11 protein-coding genes are annotated in these 15,546 nt (G+C 73.0%); 4 read left to right on the forward strand and 7 right to left on the reverse strand.

Going from position 1 to position 15,546, the window contains the following annotated elements; all coding sequences use genetic code 11:
* The first annotated feature begins 34 nt into the window (after nucleotides 1-34).
* Nucleotides 35-766, forward strand: a complete 732-nt coding sequence (locus AXK60_RS20020) for a hypothetical protein (RefSeq protein ID WP_139058058.1) — start codon at nucleotides 35-37, stop codon at nucleotides 764-766.
* Here AXK60_RS20020 and AXK60_RS20025 read toward each other — a convergent pair.
* Both AXK60_RS20025 and AXK60_RS20030 read right to left on the reverse strand, forming a co-directional pair.
* Nucleotides 753-2,168, reverse strand: coding sequence for a condensation domain-containing protein (locus tag AXK60_RS20025; RefSeq protein ID WP_068573821.1), 1,416 nt, complete (start codon nucleotides 2,166-2,168; stop codon nucleotides 753-755). The genes AXK60_RS20020 and AXK60_RS20025 overlap by 14 nt on opposite strands.
* A 193-nt stretch (nucleotides 2,169-2,361) precedes the next feature.
* Nucleotides 2,362-4,068, reverse strand: coding sequence for an MmpA family trehalose lipid delivery protein (locus AXK60_RS20030; RefSeq protein WP_244881142.1), 1,707 nt, complete (start codon nucleotides 4,066-4,068; stop codon nucleotides 2,362-2,364).
* A 29-nt stretch (nucleotides 4,069-4,097) separates the two neighbouring features.
* On the opposite strand from AXK60_RS20030, the gene AXK60_RS20035 reads away from it, so the two are divergent.
* Nucleotides 4,098-5,312 carry a lipopolysaccharide biosynthesis protein gene (locus tag AXK60_RS20035; protein WP_068573823.1) on the forward strand — a complete coding sequence of 405 codons (1,215 nt, stop codon included), beginning with the start codon at nucleotides 4,098-4,100 and terminating at the stop codon, nucleotides 5,310-5,312.
* Here AXK60_RS20035 and pgfA read toward each other — a convergent pair.
* On the reverse strand, nucleotides 5,239-6,609 hold the full coding sequence (gene pgfA / locus AXK60_RS20040; RefSeq protein ID WP_082778147.1) for a cell envelope lipid trafficking protein PgfA: 1,371 nt from the start codon (nucleotides 6,607-6,609) through the stop codon (nucleotides 5,239-5,241). The two genes, AXK60_RS20035 and pgfA, sit on opposite strands and share 74 nt — an antisense overlap.
* 174 nt (nucleotides 6,610-6,783) lie before the next feature.
* On the opposite strand from pgfA, the gene AXK60_RS20045 reads away from it, so the two are divergent.
* Nucleotides 6,784-8,016, forward strand: coding sequence for an acyltransferase family protein (locus tag AXK60_RS20045; protein ID WP_082778148.1), 1,233 nt, complete (start codon nucleotides 6,784-6,786; stop codon nucleotides 8,014-8,016).
* Nucleotides 8,017-8,596: 580 nt separating this feature from the next.
* On the opposite strand, the gene AXK60_RS20050 is transcribed toward AXK60_RS20045, so the two are convergent.
* The 4 genes from AXK60_RS20050 to AXK60_RS20065 form a co-directional block, all read right to left on the reverse strand.
* On the reverse strand, nucleotides 8,597-12,958 hold the full coding sequence (locus AXK60_RS20050; protein ID WP_175400079.1) for an alpha-(1->3)-arabinofuranosyltransferase: 4,362 nt from the start codon (nucleotides 12,956-12,958) through the stop codon (nucleotides 8,597-8,599).
* Nucleotides 12,945-13,145 carry a DUF2613 family protein gene (locus AXK60_RS20055; RefSeq protein ID WP_068573827.1) on the reverse strand — a complete coding sequence of 67 codons (201 nt, stop codon included), beginning with the start codon at nucleotides 13,143-13,145 and terminating at the stop codon, nucleotides 12,945-12,947. The genes AXK60_RS20050 and AXK60_RS20055 overlap by 14 nt, the downstream gene beginning before the upstream one ends.
* Before the next feature lie 74 nt (nucleotides 13,146-13,219).
* A complete protein-coding gene (locus AXK60_RS20060; protein ID WP_068573829.1) occupies nucleotides 13,220-13,714 on the reverse strand; it encodes a universal stress protein in 495 nt (164 codons plus the stop codon).
* A gap of 84 nt (nucleotides 13,715-13,798) precedes the next feature.
* Entirely contained in the window at nucleotides 13,799-14,725 is a 927-nt protein-coding gene (locus AXK60_RS20065; protein ID WP_068744505.1) for a cytochrome c oxidase assembly protein, read from the reverse strand.
* 75 nt (nucleotides 14,726-14,800) lie between these two features.
* On the opposite strand from AXK60_RS20065, the gene AXK60_RS20070 reads away from it, so the two are divergent.
* Nucleotides 14,801-15,538, forward strand: coding sequence for a hypothetical protein (locus tag AXK60_RS20070; RefSeq protein ID WP_068744507.1), 738 nt, complete (start codon nucleotides 14,801-14,803; stop codon nucleotides 15,536-15,538).
* The last annotated feature ends 8 nt before the right edge of the window (nucleotides 15,539-15,546 follow it).

The following is a 15,546-nucleotide window of genomic DNA, read 5'->3' on the forward strand; positions in this document are numbered from 1 at the left end:
ATCCACAGCCAAACCTGGGTTGTATCGTCTTTGCATGACCAGAGTGGTGATGGGCCCGCGGGCGAGCGGATGGTGGATCGCCTACCTGCTCGTCTTCGGCGCTGGCCTGCTCGTAGCACTGTCGGTCCGCCGGTGGGACATGGCCGCGCTCGCGCTGGCGATCCTGCTCGTGGGCCTCGTCACGATCGCGCGGTCGCTCCAGCAGCAGCTCGCGATGCACCTCCTGGCCTGCGGATTCGCCGCGGCGTCCACCGTGCTCGCGGCCACGGGTGGACGGCTGGTGCAGGCCCTGCTCGGCGTCCTCGCGGTGCTGGTCCTCGTGGCGATCGTCCCGTCCGCGCGTCGCGAGGGATCGGGCGGACGGATCCGGACGGAGGAACTCGTCGGGCTGACGGTGCCGCAGGCCGAACGCCTCCTCGGCTACCCGCGGCGCCGCGAGCCCCGCGGCCTCGCCCTGCCCGTCGTTGTGCCCGTGCCCTTCGGTCCCCGGCCCGCCGGTGCCGACCCGGCCAGCCGGGCGCAGCTGGTGGTCACGTCCGTCGCCGTCGATCCCGCGGCCTCCTGGATCGCCTTCGGCGTCGCCCCGCTCGGCGCGGTGCCGCCGCTCGATCGTCGCGGGCGGGCTGCGCTCCAGGCGGAGCTGGTCTCGCGCGTCGGGGGATTCTCGGCGGACCTGCGCTCGGCGCTGCGTCCCGACGGGCCCGAGCGCCGGACGGTGAGCCCGGGCGGATCGCCGCGGCTGGGGCCGGTCGTCACACAGCGGTGAGCGCGGGGCTGCGCTCGGCGACCTCCACGATGCGGTCGCGGAGCAGCCGGAACACCGTGTCGACGGAGCGGGCGGCCTGCACGGTGTCGGGGTGCATCGCGTTGAAGTCCAGCCCCGACTCGTCCCGGTTGAGCCACACGAACACCTCGCGTGAGGGCGTGGCATTGGCGAACACCGAGAAGTCGTGCTGCCGAGCCAGTTCCGCGCCGGGAACCCGAGTGACGTCGATGTAGGAGAGCATCGGCGAGGAGAAGCCGTGCTCCACCGGGAAGTCCGGGTCGTCGGCGAGCAGGTCGATGACGGGGAACACCGGCGTGCGCTCGAGCTGCCTGGCCACGGCGACGGCCCCGTGCGCGTTGCGGGCCACCTCGTCGAAGTCGCCGCGTGCCGAGAACTGCACGGGGACCAGGGTGACGTACCAGCCGACGGCCATCGCGTCACCGGCGCCGGACCGGTCGGCGCGGGGGATGAGCATCGTGAACAGCTCGTCGCCGGTGAGGTTGTGGTGCACCTGGCCGAGCACGGCCAGGAGGGCGCTGCTCATGTTCGCGCCCGCGCGCTTGGCCGCCGCGGCGAACCGCGCCGTCCGCTCGGCGTCGATGAACGAGCCGTGCACGGCGATCCGCCCCGGCGCCGCCTCGCCCTCGGCCAGGCCCAGGGGGAGTGGGAAGCGCGGCATCCCGCCGGAGCGGCGGAGCGTTTCGCGCCACTGCACCACGTCCGGATGGGTCGGCGTGAGGGTCGCCGCCAACGTGCGCTGCTCCCGCGTGAACTCGCTGTACGGCCGCACCGGTACCGCGGTGAACGGCCGGCCGGCGCGGGCGGCCGTGTACCGCGTCAGGAGCTCGAAGAAGCTGACGGCCTGCGAGACACCGTCGGTGAACATGTGGTCCGAGCAGACCACCACGTCGAAGCGCGGCGCGGGGGAGTCGGGCCGGGCCCGCTCGACGCCCGTGACGGCGAAGGCGAAGGCCGCCCAGTCGTGCAGCTCCGGCACGGACTCCAGCAGATGATCCTTCACGGTGACGCCCGGACGGGAATTCGACGAGGCGGTGATAGCGAGTCCGATCTGCTCCGGCGTGAGGGTTCGGCCGTGCGGATCGGGCTGCGTCGACACCGGAAAGGAGGTGTGGAAGACGTCGTGCGCACGGACGAAATCGGTGAACACCACATTGATCAACGATTCGTCGAATACATCGTGAATCGTGAATGTGGTGAACACGAGCCGGCGCGTGCACGCCTCGCCGTCGATGCCGCTGCGCAGGTGGTCGGCCTGAATGAAGGACGTGCTCACGCCCTGTTCAGGTGCGGTCTTCATCGCCGCCCTCGTGGTCGCGTCGGGAGCCCATACGGCCCACTCGCCCGCCGGGCACTGCCACTGTTCCGAGAAACCCGAGATCATGCGAATCATGATCCCGAAGTGGATAGCGGCACAAAAGACCTGGGAACAGTGAGATAGCCGACATCGGTGAAGGGTTCTCATTTCGCCACGAATAGCGTATCATGCGCTGCGCTAATTACATGAAGAAATAACGGACATGAAGCTGCAAGCGGAATCGCAAAAAGACCGAACGGTGTACAGAATGTCCGGGCGCTCAGCCGTCGTCGTCGGAGTCGGCGGCCACGGCGCGGGCGGCGGACCGTCGGATCGGGGAGGCCGCAGCTGCGCCGCCCAGTAGTACCGCGGCCCACAGCAGGTGCGCGGCCCACGCTCCGGCGCGCTCCGGCGGCGACGCGCCCGCGGTCGCGATCTCGCCCGGCACGCGATAGAGCCGCAGCTCGGGCGTGTCGACGACGAGTGCCAGGCCCGGCAGGGGCACCGTCGGGAACACCGCTCCGTCGTCGCCGGACACCGCCTCCACGAGCACCCACCCGACGCCGAGCTGCGCCAGCCGGCCCGCGAGGGCGTCGCCGCCAGAGGCGAGCGCGTCCTCGGCGTCGGCCGCGACGCCCGGCACGCGATCCACCGACCGGCCGCCCACCCGCAGTTCACCGGTCTGCAGGACGGGCGCGCGCAGCATCCGCGGCGCCGGGTCGAGTACCGGCGCCGCGGGCCCGTAGGCGTACGTCCGGAACATCCCCGGCGGCAGCACGGCGACCACTCCGCGGTCCGCCGGCACGGCATCGGCGACGGTGCGCCAGGACGCCGGGTAGGTCACCGGCGCGAGCGCCCCGCCGACGCCCCACGCGAGCCCCGGCAGGACCGCGATCGGCAGCGCGGCGACCGCGACCGCCCCCGCGGTGCGGGCCGTGGCCGGCAGCGCGGACACCAGGGCCGCGGCGCAGGTCGCGACGAGCGGCACCGCGAGCGCCACCCACTTCTGCCCGTCGCGCAGCAGCCCGCTCCCCGGGATCGCCTGCACCACGGCCCCGAGCACCGATACTCCCGGCCCGGTCGCCGCGAGCGCGGGCAGGACCACCGCACACAGTGCGAGCAGCGCGATCCGGCCCAGCGGCGGCGAGAACAGACGGGCGCGAAGCACGATCAGCCCGCCCACCAGCAGGACGATGGCGAGGACGGTCCAGAGCCACGGCGCACCGTCGGGCACGGACTGGCGGTTCCAGATCCCCCCGAGCCCGAGTAACGACCCCAGCGTGCCCAGTCCGGGCTCGGCCCGTGCGGCGAACACGGCGACGCTCGCCGGGTCGGCGCGGACACCGTCGCCCGACACCAGCGAGGGATACACCCACGGCGCCGCCGCACAGACGAACAGGCCCAACTGCCACGCCCAGCGCCGCGGCGCCGTCACGAGGCCCGCGATCAGCGCGAACACGGCGCCCGTCGGCGTGAGGCCGCCCGCGGCGAGGCAGGCGGCGAAGGCGCCGAGCTGCCGCCGGCCGGACAGCCGCAGTCCGGCTACGATCATCCACCCGATCGCCGCGTAGCCGGCCAGCAGACTCCAGTGCCCCTGCAGCAGGCGCTCGGCGACGAACGGGTTCCACAGCCCCACCGTCGCCCCGGCCAGGCCCGCGCCGAGGCCGGCGTCGCGGCCCACGGCACTCAGTATCGCGAGCGCGCAGCGCCCGAAGCCCCACCCCGCCGCGGCGAGCGCGACGAACAGCAGGGCCGTGACCAGCAGGCCACCGTCGACGACCTGCGAGCCGAGCGCCAGCAACCAGTCCTGCGGGGTCGCGCGAGCGGCGTTGCCGCCGAGGCCGAGCGCGGCGTCGGTGAGGTGCGAGCGCGGCGTGGAGACCGCGTCGCGGAGCAGCAGATACCGCCCGCCCACCGCCAGCGGGCCCAGGATCACGAACGCGAGCGCGGCCGACCAGGCGGCGAGGGCAGCGTCGCGCGATCTCATCTCCGCCACCCTACTGACAGAATGTGCGGGTGAGCGGTTTGGCGTGGGTGACGGTCGGCTCGATGCTGGCGAACCTCTGCTCGTACCTCGTGCACCTGCCGGCGAGCCGCTGGCTCGGGCCGTCCGGCTACGGCGAGTTCGCCGCGCTGTTGCAGCTCGTGCTGGTGCTCGCGGTGCCGGCGCTGGCACTGCAGACGGTGGTCGCGCGCCAGGTGGTGCGCGGCGCGGGCGCCGCGCAGATGCGCCGCCTCGGGTACGTGATCGCGGTCGGCGCGACGCTGCTCGCCGGGGTCGCGGTGCCGCTCGCGGCCGCGGGCCTGCACACCCGGGCGATCACGGCCGCCGCCGCACTCGCCGCCGCACCTGCGCTGGTGCTGCTCGCCGTCGAACAGGGCGTCCTGCAGGGGGAGCGGCGGTTCGGACGACTCGCCGTCCTGCTGGCCGTCGCGGGCCTGGGGAAGCTGGCGTTCAGCATTCCGGGGCTGCTGGTGGGCCCCGGCCCCGCACTGCTCGGCACGACCGTGGGCGCTCTCGTCGCGGCCGGGCTCGGCCGGGTGCTCGCCGGCTCGCCGCCCGGGTCCGACGGTGCGCCCTCACTCGATCCCGTCGCCGGCGTGCGGGCCGTTCTGGGCGCCAGCTCGGTGCAGCTGGTGCTCGCGGTGTTCGCGTCGCTGGACCTGCTGCTCGCGCGGCCCGTGCTGGGAGCGGCCGCCGGCGGCACCTACGCGCTGGGCGCGGTGGCCGCTAAGGTCGCGTTCTGGCTGCCGCAGGCGGTGGGAGTCGTGTTCTATCCGCAGCTCGCCACGCCCGAACGGGCCCGGGGCGCACTGCGTACCGTGCTCGCTCTGCTGATCGGGCTCGGACTGGTGTGCGTGGCCGGGGCCGCGATCTGCGCGCCGCTCGCCACGCTGCTCGCCGGCGCGGAGTACCGGCCCGTGCAGGGGCTGCTGTGGCTGTTCGCCGCGCAGGGCGCGCTCATCGCGCTGCTGCAGGGGCTGCTGCTGTACGCGATCGCGATCGAGCGCACCCGCATGGCCGGCTACGCGTGGGCGGTGCTCGCGGTCGAGGCGGCCGTCCTGCTGACCTGGCCGCGCACGCCCGTGGAAATGATCACCGCCGCGGCGCTGGGTGCGCTCGCGGCGGTGATGGTGGTCGGTGCTGTTGTGGCGATCAGCGCTGGTCGTCCCGTTTCCGGAAGTCGATCGCCTCGGTCCGGGACTCGTCCGGCCGCGGCTGAGCGCTGAAGGCCTCCGTGGCCGGATCCGCGTCGGCGCCCAGCGGCGTCGTCGGATCGTCGCCGCCGAAGTGCGCGGTGGGCTCGTCGTCGAGCGGGGCGCTCGGGGCGGCACCGTCGTAGCTTCCGCCCCCGGTGCGCCCGCCCGCCGCAGGAGCGGCCCGACGGCCCAGGATCAGCGCGAACGCGCCGAGCCCCAGGGCGATCACGCCGAGCACACCGCCGGCGACCGGCACCACGTACTTCGCGACCGCGATCCTGTTCTGCGCCGACTTCGCGGCCTCCGCCTGCGAGCGGACCGTCGCATCGACCCAGCGCTGCTGGGCGTTGAAGACCTCGAGGCGGAAGTCGCGGATCGCCTTGGCCGTGTTCGGTGAGACCTGCGCCGGGGTGCGGAACTGCTGCGTGTAATGCAGCGACTGGTCGACGATGATGCCCGACTTCGGGTCCACCCACAGGTCGACCGCGGTCTTGGCCCAGCGGTTGAGGGTGATGTCGTCCTTGGCGTCGACGCCCGGTCCCTCGATGCCCCACCAGCCGGCGGTCTTGGTGAGCACCGTGCCGAGGGTCGCGTCGCTGCCGTCGCGGATGGTCGAGAGGTCGACCCAGTCCTGGGTGCCCTGGAAGTGCAGCGTGTTGGTCCCGCTGACCTCCTTCTCCTCGACGAACTTCAGGCCCACGTTCTTGCGCGTGATGAGGTCGAAGAACGAGTACTGGCCGTCCTGCGTCGTGTCCGCGGGGAAGCGGTACTGCAGGCCCTGACGATCGCCGATCTTCACCGCGGGAGCGCTCTCGCCGGGCGAGTAGGTGGCCTCGGAGATCTTGTCGGTGGGCTTGCCCGTCTCGCGGTCCAGCGATACGCGGTCCAGCCACGCCTGCACCAGGCCGTCGTCGCAGGGGCGCTCGTTCTTCGCGGCGCCGGTCAGCTCGGGGTGCCGGGGCTCGCCCTTGGTCTTGATCGAGGGGACCACCATGGACATGCCGGACTGGACGGTCATCGTGCTCTTGTCCGACGGCGAGGTCACGAGCGTGCGGGTCTGCGTGGTCACCGAGACGTCGTTGATCACGGCCTTCGGCTTGTTGAACGAGCACAGGTCCAGCTGGCGCGCGGGGAACTGCGCGTCCGCCTGTGAGTCCGCAGGCTTCTCCGACCTCGCCACCGTGGTGATGTCCAGGTTCAGCGGAATCGTGGTCAGCTTGCCGGCCACGTAGACCGGTCCGGCGATCGCGGACGTGATCAGGAGTGCGCCCACGAAGATCAGGATCGGACCGATAACGCGCGCCAGCCTGCTACGGCCTACCGCCATCGAAGTGTCTCCTCACATCTTCTACGGGGCGCATGCGTGGTCGCACGCGCCGGTTCGCTGCGAGGGCACGCACCGGCGCACCCGTCTACAAGTACCCGAGCCTACAGGTGCGACCGGCGGGACACCGGTCGCGCGCGCGGGGCGGGCCGGAATCACGGGTAGATTCTGTGGACGATGAGCACAGCCGGTACCAGCGATTTCGCGACTGCAAAGACTGCGGGCGCGGCCGGTTTCGTGCCCGCGCTCGAAGGAATGCGGGCGGTCGCGGCGGTCGCCGTCATGCTCACCCACACCGCCTTCCAGACCGGTCAGGTGGGACATTCGGTGATGGGCCGGGTGTGGGGCCGGTTCGACATGGCGGTCGCGCTGTTCTTCGGGCTGTCGGGATTCCTGCTGTGGCGCGCGCACGCGCGGGCCGCGTGGTCCGACGGTGCCGGGCCTGCGACGGGGCGGTACTACCGGTCGCGACTCGTGCGGATCATGCCGGCGTATCTGGTGGTCGCGGTGGTGGCGCTGGCGCTGCTGCCGCGGGCTGACCCGCCGTCCGGATCCACCTGGTTCGCCAACCTCACGCTGACGCAGGTCTTCGTGCCCTATTCGCTCACAGACGGGCTCACCCAGATGTGGTCGCTGTCGGTGGAGATGCTGTTCTACCTGGTGCTGCCGCTCGCTGCGCTGGCACTGGTGCGGGTGCGCGGAGCGCGGGCGCCATGGCGCGTGCCGGTCCTGCTGGCGGTGGCGGCGGCGTCGCTGTCCTGGGCGTGGGTCGGCGCCGCGCTGGCGTTGCCCCCGGGAGTGAACCACCACAACTGGCTGCCCTCCTACGTCCCGTGGTTCGTGGCGGGCATGGTGCTCGCGGAGATGGTCTGTGCTCCGGTGTCGCGGTACGCGGGGGCGCGGCGGCTCGCGCGGCGGCGGATCTGCTGGCCGGCAGCCCTCGTCGTGTTCGGGGTGATCTGCACGCCACTCGGCGGCCCGGTGACGCTGGACACCCCCGAGTCCTGGCAGTTCGCGGTCCGGATGGGCCTGGGCGGTGTGCTGGCCCTCCTGCTGCTGGCACCGCTCGTGCTCGCACCCGTGGGGGCGCCGTCGCGATGGCTGGCGTCGGGGCCGATGCTGGCGCTGGGGCGCTGGTCGTACGGGATCTTCATCTGGCACCTCGTGGTGCTGACCGCGATCTTCCCGCTGTTCGCGATCATGCCCTTCCACGGGAACATGGTGGCGGTCACGCTGCTGACCCTCGTCTTCTCGATCGCCGTAGCGGCGCTGAGCTACGCCTGGGTGGAGGAGCCGGCCCGCCGCTGGCTGGCCCGTCATGAGGCCCGACGGTCCGCCGCCACAGTCGGGTCCCAGGGCGCGGTGGACGGCGCGGTCGGGAGCGCGGTCGAGACCGAGGCCGGGGTCTAACACCGGTCCGGATCGAGGACAGGCCGGAGTCAGGTCAGGCGGGGCCGGGCTGGGCGGGTTGGGTCGGGGCGCCGCAGGTGCCGGGCTGGGGCGAGGGCAGTGTCGTTCCGAAAAGGGTATACGCATCGTGCATACCCAAATATGTGCAGGTCAGGCGCATATTTTTCGGCTAGGGGTATGCGTGCTGCGCATACCCCCGGTGGGCTGCGAGGTGGGCGCGTTGCTCGCGACGCGTGTTCTCGAGCGGTCTGTGGTCTTGTGGTCCGTGGCCCGCACTCCACGCTCCCAGCGCTACGTTGCCGGCCCGCGGCCCGCGGCTCCTGGCCCACGTTGCCGGCCCGTGGCTTCCCTGCTCACGTTCCCGGCTCCCGGCTCACGTTCCCGGCTGCCGGCTCCTGGCTTACGTTCCCAGCCTTCAGCTCGCGGGCTCGCGCGGGTCGGGCGTGGGTGGTCGGCGATGGCTGTCGCGGTGGAGCGCCCGATCGGGGTATGCGCGAACCGCATAACCCTCCGCTCCCAAAACCTCATCTGAGCTGCGTAACCGTGGGGCATGCGTGCAGCGCATACCTTTCTCGACCGACTACTGCTCCTCGGCGGAGCGGGGCTTGACCGCCGTCCCCGCCGTCCCCGCCGTCCCCGCCGCGCCCGCCGGCCCCGCCTCACCGGATCGGTCGCGACGACGGCCCGGCAGGCGGAGGGGTGGCACCGTCGACCAGGCCATCAGCAACACGCCGACGAGGGCGAGGCCCTGGGGCCAGGGCCCGTGGCCGACGTAGCCGGCATCGGCGTGCCAGGGGCCCGTGGCCAGGAGCAGCATCGCGGCGAGCACGAAACCCGCCGAGCCGAAGACGCGCAGGGCGGCGCGGCGCTCGGGGCTCACGCGCAGCGACGAGATCACCCACGTCGCCACGCCGGCGACCGCCCACAGCGCCAGACCGGGCCAGCCGCTCAGCACGAACGCCGCCGCGCCCACACCGACACCGGCGAGCGGCCCCGGCTGCCAGGCGCGTACGGCGGCGGAGGCGCCGGGTCGGGAACCCGGAACCAGCGCCAGCGCGGCGAGGATCACGAGCAGGAGCAGCCCGCCGAACAGCCCGATGCGGTACGGCGCGTTCAGCGAGAACCGCAGTGTCACAGCGCCATCGGTCCCCGCGGGAACCACCCAGCCCTGCTGCCACCCGTTGACGGTCACCGCGCGCAGCGGCTTCCCGTCCGGCCCGGTCGCGGCCCAGCCGGGGTTCCGGCTCTCGGGCACGACGAGGACCTGGTCGGCGGCCGCGCTGCTGACCGTCACGACGCGACGGTCGGGGGTCCAGCTCTGCACCTTCACGCTCTCGTCCCGCGGCGCATCGCGGGCCGAATCCGCGGCGGACGCCGATGCAGGCGTGTCCAGGGTCAGCGTCTCCACACTGAACGCGAGCCCGGGCGTCGCGACGACCTGCGTCCGACCGCCCGGCAGAGGCAGCGGAGCGGTATCGCAGGCGATCGCGCGGACCGGCGTACCGTCGCGCAGCTCGCGGGCGCTCGCCTCGAGCCGGAACCGGACGTCCCGGTCGCCGATCCGGACCGTCGGTCCGGTCTCGCACGGCACCGAGATCGGGCGGTCCGCGGGGGCGGGCTCGGAGCCGGGAACGGGCGCACCGTCGGGCCCGACGGCCTGCACCTCGGCGAGGCCGGGCGGCATCTTCTCCGGGAATCCGAGGGCGTTGACGTTGAGCCGCTCGTCCCAGTCGAGCAGGGAGATCGAGATCGAATCGGTCACGGCGGGATCGACATTCACCGTGACGGAATCGCCCGCCGGCACCTCGCGCACCTGCCGGCCCGTGCCCAGGTCGATGCCGACCCGCGTCGGCCGGGTGGGCGCCTCGCCGCGGGGCATCGTCAGCGTCAGGCCCGCGACCAGCTGCGCCGACGGCAGCCGCAACCGCAGGACCGGCTTCGGCGAGGTGGCCTGCGTGACCGACTGCGGGGCGGTCCAGGTGGTGTTCGGGTCGCCGTCCGTCACCGCGGCGGAACTGCCCCGGCCGTCGCCGACCGCCGACTCCGCGTACGCCGACGGCGCCGCCGGATTCGCGAGCAGCGTCGACAGCGCCTGACCGGGCCGAGCTCGCACCGTCAACGCGGGCAGAACGGCCGGGGCGCCGGGACCGTCGACGGTGCGCCGCAGCCGGCCGGGCTCCTCGGGTCCGATCGCGATGTCGGCGCACTGCACCGGGCCCGGCGCGCCCTTCTCGCCGGGTGTGACGACGCAGCCGGAGCGGCCCATCGTGTCCTGCCCGAAGACCCAGCGCTCCGCGGGGCCGGACCGTGGCAGGACCACGTCGTGACGGGCGGGGACCGCGCGACCGGTCCGGGCGTCGGTGAGCTGCGCCTCGGAGACCGCGAACTGGTTGCCCCAGGTGTGATCGGTGGTGTCGGCGGCGGTGATCCGAACCCAGCGCGTCGGCTCGGACGGCGCGACCAGCGTGATCGGGGTGTTCGCCGTGACCGGATCGGAGTAGACGGTGCCCGCCTCGGTCGAGATCAGCAGCCGTGTGACCGCGGGGCCGAGCGCCCGCCCGACGGTGACCGTCACCGAGAGGTCGCCGCGCGCCTCCGGCAGCGTGAACTGCAGCCACTGGCCCAGCGCGTGGTCCAGGCCCGACGACACCCAGGACGTGTTCTTGTCGCCGTCGACCGCCGCGGCCGGTCCGGCGCCGGGGAGCACCGTGCCGAGCTGCGTCGCGTCGGCCGCCGAGCTCGACGCCGTGATGCTCGCGCCGCCGCCGTCGGGATCCCAGGCCCCGTCGACCGGGCCCGCGCCCGCGACGGGGTAGTCCGGCAACCGGTTGAGCGTGCGACGAGCGTCGTCGGCGGTGCGGATCGCGGAGCTGTGGTCGTCGACCCGGCCGTAGTCGGTCTCGCGGTTCTTCGGCGTGTCCGTGACTGTCAGCGGACCGTCGGGCAGGCCGGCCGCGGCGGCGTCCGAGGCGAGCAGCGCTGAGCCCAGCTCGCGCCGGCCCGCGGTCGCGGCGTCGGCCTGCAGCGTGAGCAGCGACTCCGGACCGCCGGCGACCCGCGGCATCGACGCCAGGTCGGTGACGTACGGGCCGGTGGGAACGGCACCGTCGACCCGGTAGATCGTGATGGCGGGCAGGGGCGGCCGGAGTCCCGAGTCGACGACCACCTTCTCGACGGTCGGCGGCGCGACCTCGGGCCCGAACGTGGCGACCTGCGTGATCCCGGGCGAGCCCTCGATCGCCGCGCGGGCCAGCGCCGGGCGCGCCGAGCGGGAGGTGTCGGGGTCGAGGTCGGCCCGCAGCACCAGGTAGGAGATGCCCTGCCGGCGCAGCGTGGCCGCGAGCCCCGGTGACGGGGTTCCCGCGCTGAACAGGCGCTGCACCGAGTCGAGGGCACGGATCGCGCCGGGCGGGTTGAGCGGGATCGCGTCGCGCACGGCCCACGGGGTTTCCGCGAGGGGCTGGATCGGCTCGTCGCGCGTGAGGCCCCACAACTGCGCGCCGAAGGGCGCGCCCGGCACGACCAGGGCGCGCTCGGCCCGGGCCTGCCCCGGCGCGGTCCCGGCGGCGTGCGAGGACAGCCAGCCGGCCGCCTGCGACCAGTAGTCGGGGATCTTGTCGTAGGGGCCGCGGGGCGCGAGCTTGCCGGTCCAGGCCATGCCGCCCGCGAGCGCCAGCACCACGACGACCGCGAGCGCGCCCGCGGCGAGCCGGTCGTGCTCGGGGTGCGCCAGTGCCCGCCGCACGCGCGCGAGCCCGACGGTGCCCGGTAGCGGCGCCCGCGCGAGCAGGTGCGTCAGGCCCAGGACGAGTGGCAACCGCAGGAAGGGTTCGAGTTTGTAGACATTGCGCAGCGGTGCGCCGACACTGTCGAGGAAGACGCGCACCGGTTCTGCGAAGGGCGAGCCCAACCCGCTCGCGTAGCCCGCGCCGATGCCGGCCAACCCGATCAGCAACACCGTCGCCCAGACGCCGCGCTTGGGCATGCCGCGCATGGTGAGCCCCGCGATGCCGGCGGCGGCGAGCAGGCCCGTGACGACCACGGCGGCGGGGGCGGTGGTCAGCATCGCGCCGGCCGCGCGTTCGTCGGAGATGAAGGGGCTCCACGACGTGGTGCCGCGGAGGACCTCCGGCAGCGACGCCCACTGCGTGGTGGCGCGGGAGGACTCGATGAACTCGAGGAACGGCGGGCTGACCCGGCCCATGATGAGCAGCGGCACGATCCACCAGGTGGTGGCCAGCGCGACGCACACCGCCCACCAGGCACTGAACCGCCAGAACGGGCCGGTCCCGCGGCCGAAGCGCACGTGCAGCAGCCACCACACCGCGGCCACCGCGCACGCGAAGCCGGTGGCCACGGCGTTGACCGCGCCCATCAGCGCGACCGCGACCGCGGATCTCGCGGCCAGGTTCCGCAGGGGGACGTCCGCGCCCGTGAGCATCTGCACCAGCGGCAGCAGCACCCACGGCGCGAGCATCACCGGCGCGGTCTCGGAGCTGATCGCACCGAGTGTGGTGAGTACCTGCGGTGCGAGTACGAACGCGGACGCGGCCACGATCCGGCTGCCGCGCGACCCGGTGGCCAGCGCCTCCGTGAGCCGGACGATCCCCCAGAACCCGGCGAACAGCAGCAGCGCCCACCACAACCGCTGCGTGATCCACGGCGGGACGTGCAGGAGCTGGCCGAGGGCGAAGAAGGCGCCGTGCGGGAAGAAGTACCCGTAGGCCTGGTTCTGCACCTGGCCCAGCGGCGACTGGCTGGACCAGATGTTCGCCGCCCGGGCCAGGAAGCCGAGGGGGTTCGCGGTGAGGTCGAGCTTGGTGTCGGCGACGACCTTGCCGGGGGCGCTGAGGAAGCTCAGCGCGAGCAGGACGACGAACGCCCACGCGCCTGCGCGGCGGGTCAGGGGTTCGTCGGAATGCTGGGGGCTACTTGTTGGCACCCGAGTCGTCGCGCTCGCCGTAGTTCGACGAGCCCTGCAGGAAGCCCTTGTCCTTCGACACGCTGTTGATGTCGGTGGACGGCGTCGTCTGGCCGACGGCCGCGCCGCTCACCAGTGCGAGGGCCACGGCGACGACGATGCCGGCGAGCGCGGCGGTGGCGCTGGCGATGATCGAGGTGCGGTCCATGCGGGCGAGTCTACAGGTCGAGCGGACGCACGCCGCGGACGCACGCGGCGTGCGGGCATGGTCGCGGGCGGCGACTACAGGTCCGCGCAGCCCGAGGGCACGATCATCACGGGCCGTTGGCAGCCGCGCAGGACGTGCTCCGAGACCGACGAGTGCCACAGCGCCTTGATGCCGGAGATGCCGCGGCTGCCGGACACGATCACGTCGACGTCGTCGGTGTCCGACGCGGCGATCAGTGCGGCCCAGACCGTGGTGGACACCTCGACCAGCTCACCCCGGGCGGCGAACCCGGAGGCGGCCGCGAGGTCGACGCCCTCCTGGTTGGTCTTGCGCGCCTCGTCGTGGACGATGTCGCTCTCGCGGGTCAGGGCGGTCTCGGCGGCCCCGGCCCCGGCGACGCCCGACATCGCGGAGAGACGGGCGGCCTGATGGATCGTGGACTCCCATGCGGTGACCACGATCGCCTCCGCGTCACGCCCCTGGGCGAGCACCTTGCTGGCGTACTTCACGGCGCGCTGGGAGGACTCCGAGCCGTCGTACGCGATCAGAACCTTGACGGAGACAGTCATGCGGATCACCTCGATGTTCGCGGTTGTCTGATACCTCCAGATTACGCCGAAACCGTTGAGTTGCAAGATGCAAGTACGGGCGTGTCAGCGGTGGTACCGGCTGGCCAGTTCGGGGTCGGATTCCCACCACAGTCCGTTCGACGGTGCGCCCCCGCCCGCCTGCTCGTCGTCGGCGCGCGCCGCGTCCCGGGCGTCCTCGGCCGCGTCCACCCGGACCTGCCGGGCGGCGTCCTCGCGGCGCAGCGCGAACATGAGGATCACCAGGAAGGGCAGGCCGAACAGGTCCGCGAGCAGCCACAGCATGCCCGCCCCGACGGTCTGCGACAGCCGCATCGAGTCCTCGCTGAAACCCAGTGCGGCGTAATGCGCGGTGTACAGCAGCGGTCCGAGCCACACGACGATCCCGAGTACCCCGTCGGCCAGCGATTCGACCAGCGTGATCAGCAGCGACAGGCCCTGCGGGTAGCGCCGCGGCACGGGGTCCGCCTGGACCCGGGTGTAGAAGTACACGAAACCGGCGCCGACGAGCAGGCAGCGCGTGAGCAGGTCGAGCGCGGGATTCCGCATCGCCGCGAGGTTCCAGCCGGAGAACAGCAGCACCCACGGCGTCACCAACAACAGGCCGGAGCCCACGGCGGGGTGCCCGAGGACCCGTGCGAGCGGGCTGCGCAGGGCCCGGAGCGCGGCGGACCGTCGGGCGGGGGACAGGAGGCCGCCGAAGACTGTGACCGGCATCCCCGACGCCAGGCCCAGCGGCACCACGTACAGCAGCAGCGTGATCTGCAGCGCCCGCACCCAGAACAGGTGCGGCGCGTACTCCGTGATCGGTCCGCACGCGATCGCCACGGCCGCCGCGCACCCGACGACCGTGAACGCGACCCGGCGCACGAACGGCACCGGCCCGCCCCGCGCGGCCCACAGATAGGCCGCGGCCAGGAGGACCGCCGCGACACCCAGGGCGTCGAAGTGCCAGTCGTGGAGCCACGCGGAGGCGGGAACAGCGATACTCACCGGTGAACGGTACGTCCGCTGGGCGTGCTCGGGCACGCTCAGCGGGCGCAGGACCTGCAGAAATCGGGAGAAATCATGACGAAGCTCATCCGCCTCACCGGCGTCGCGACCACCGCACTGGCCGCCGCCGCACTCGTCGCCGGCTGCGGCGGCGGCTCGGCCGAGACGACGGACCACAGCGGCCATTCCGCCACCGCGGCGGAGACGGCCGCGGCCGCCGCGAAGCCCGCGAAGGACCTCGCGCTCACCGCCGCCGAGCTGCCGGCCGGCATCACGGCCGTGCCCGTCGGGCAGGCGCAGCTCCAGCAGTCCGTCGACCAATTGTCGGGCGCCGCCAACGGCGCCACCATCACCCCGGCGTCGTGCGGGTCCGGCACGGCCGTCGTCGACGCGGCGAAGAACCTGAACGTCTCCCAGCTGGGCATGGCGGTCGGCACCGTCGGGACCGGCGTGGCGAGCGAGTCGGTCATCGCACAGAAGCCCGATGTGGCGAAGCTGCGCGATTCCTACCGGGGCGCGTGCAAGTCGGTCACCGCGGAGATGTCGGTGCAGGGCCAGAAGGTGCGCACGCAGATGGAGACGACCGTCGTCTCCGACGCGCCGAAGACCCCGGCGGACGACCTCGTCGTGATCGAGCAGACCGCCACCTCGCAGGTCGCGGGGCAGAGCACGAAGCAGCGGTCCGTCGTCGGCATCGCGCGGGTCGGGTCGTACGCCGTCTCCGTGGTCGTGATGTCGATGGACAGCACGCCCGACCGCGCGCTGTTCGACAAGCTCCTCGTCGCCTCGATCGACAAGGTCGCGAAGGGCTGACGGCCGAT

This window comes from Tsukamurella pseudospumae, from assembly GCF_001575195.1.
In the GTDB taxonomy this organism is placed as follows: Bacteria; Actinomycetota; Actinomycetes; order Mycobacteriales; family Mycobacteriaceae; genus Tsukamurella; species Tsukamurella pseudospumae.

Excerpts from the sequence above, each read along its gene's own strand:
- AXK60_RS20020 (WP_139058058.1), top strand. The coding sequence starts at position 35 with ATGACCAGAGTGGTGATGGGCCCGCGGGCGAGCGGATGGTGGATCGCC.
- AXK60_RS20025 (WP_068573821.1), bottom strand. The coding sequence starts at position 2,168 with ATGATCTCGGGTTTCTCGGAACAGTGGCAGTGCCCGGCGGGCGAGTGG.
- AXK60_RS20030 (WP_244881142.1), bottom strand. The coding sequence starts at position 4,068 with ATGAGATCGCGCGACGCTGCCCTCGCCGCCTGGTCGGCCGCGCTCGCG.
- pgfA (WP_082778147.1), bottom strand. The coding sequence starts at position 6,609 with ATGGCGGTAGGCCGTAGCAGGCTGGCGCGCGTTATCGGTCCGATCCTG.
- AXK60_RS20045 (WP_082778148.1), top strand. The coding sequence starts at position 6,784 with ATGAGCACAGCCGGTACCAGCGATTTCGCGACTGCAAAGACTGCGGGC.
- AXK60_RS20055 (WP_068573827.1), bottom strand. The coding sequence starts at position 13,145 with ATGGACCGCACCTCGATCATCGCCAGCGCCACCGCCGCGCTCGCCGGC.
- AXK60_RS20060 (WP_068573829.1), bottom strand. The coding sequence starts at position 13,714 with ATGACTGTCTCCGTCAAGGTTCTGATCGCGTACGACGGCTCGGAGTCC.
- AXK60_RS20070 (WP_068744507.1), top strand. The coding sequence starts at position 14,801 with ATGACGAAGCTCATCCGCCTCACCGGCGTCGCGACCACCGCACTGGCC.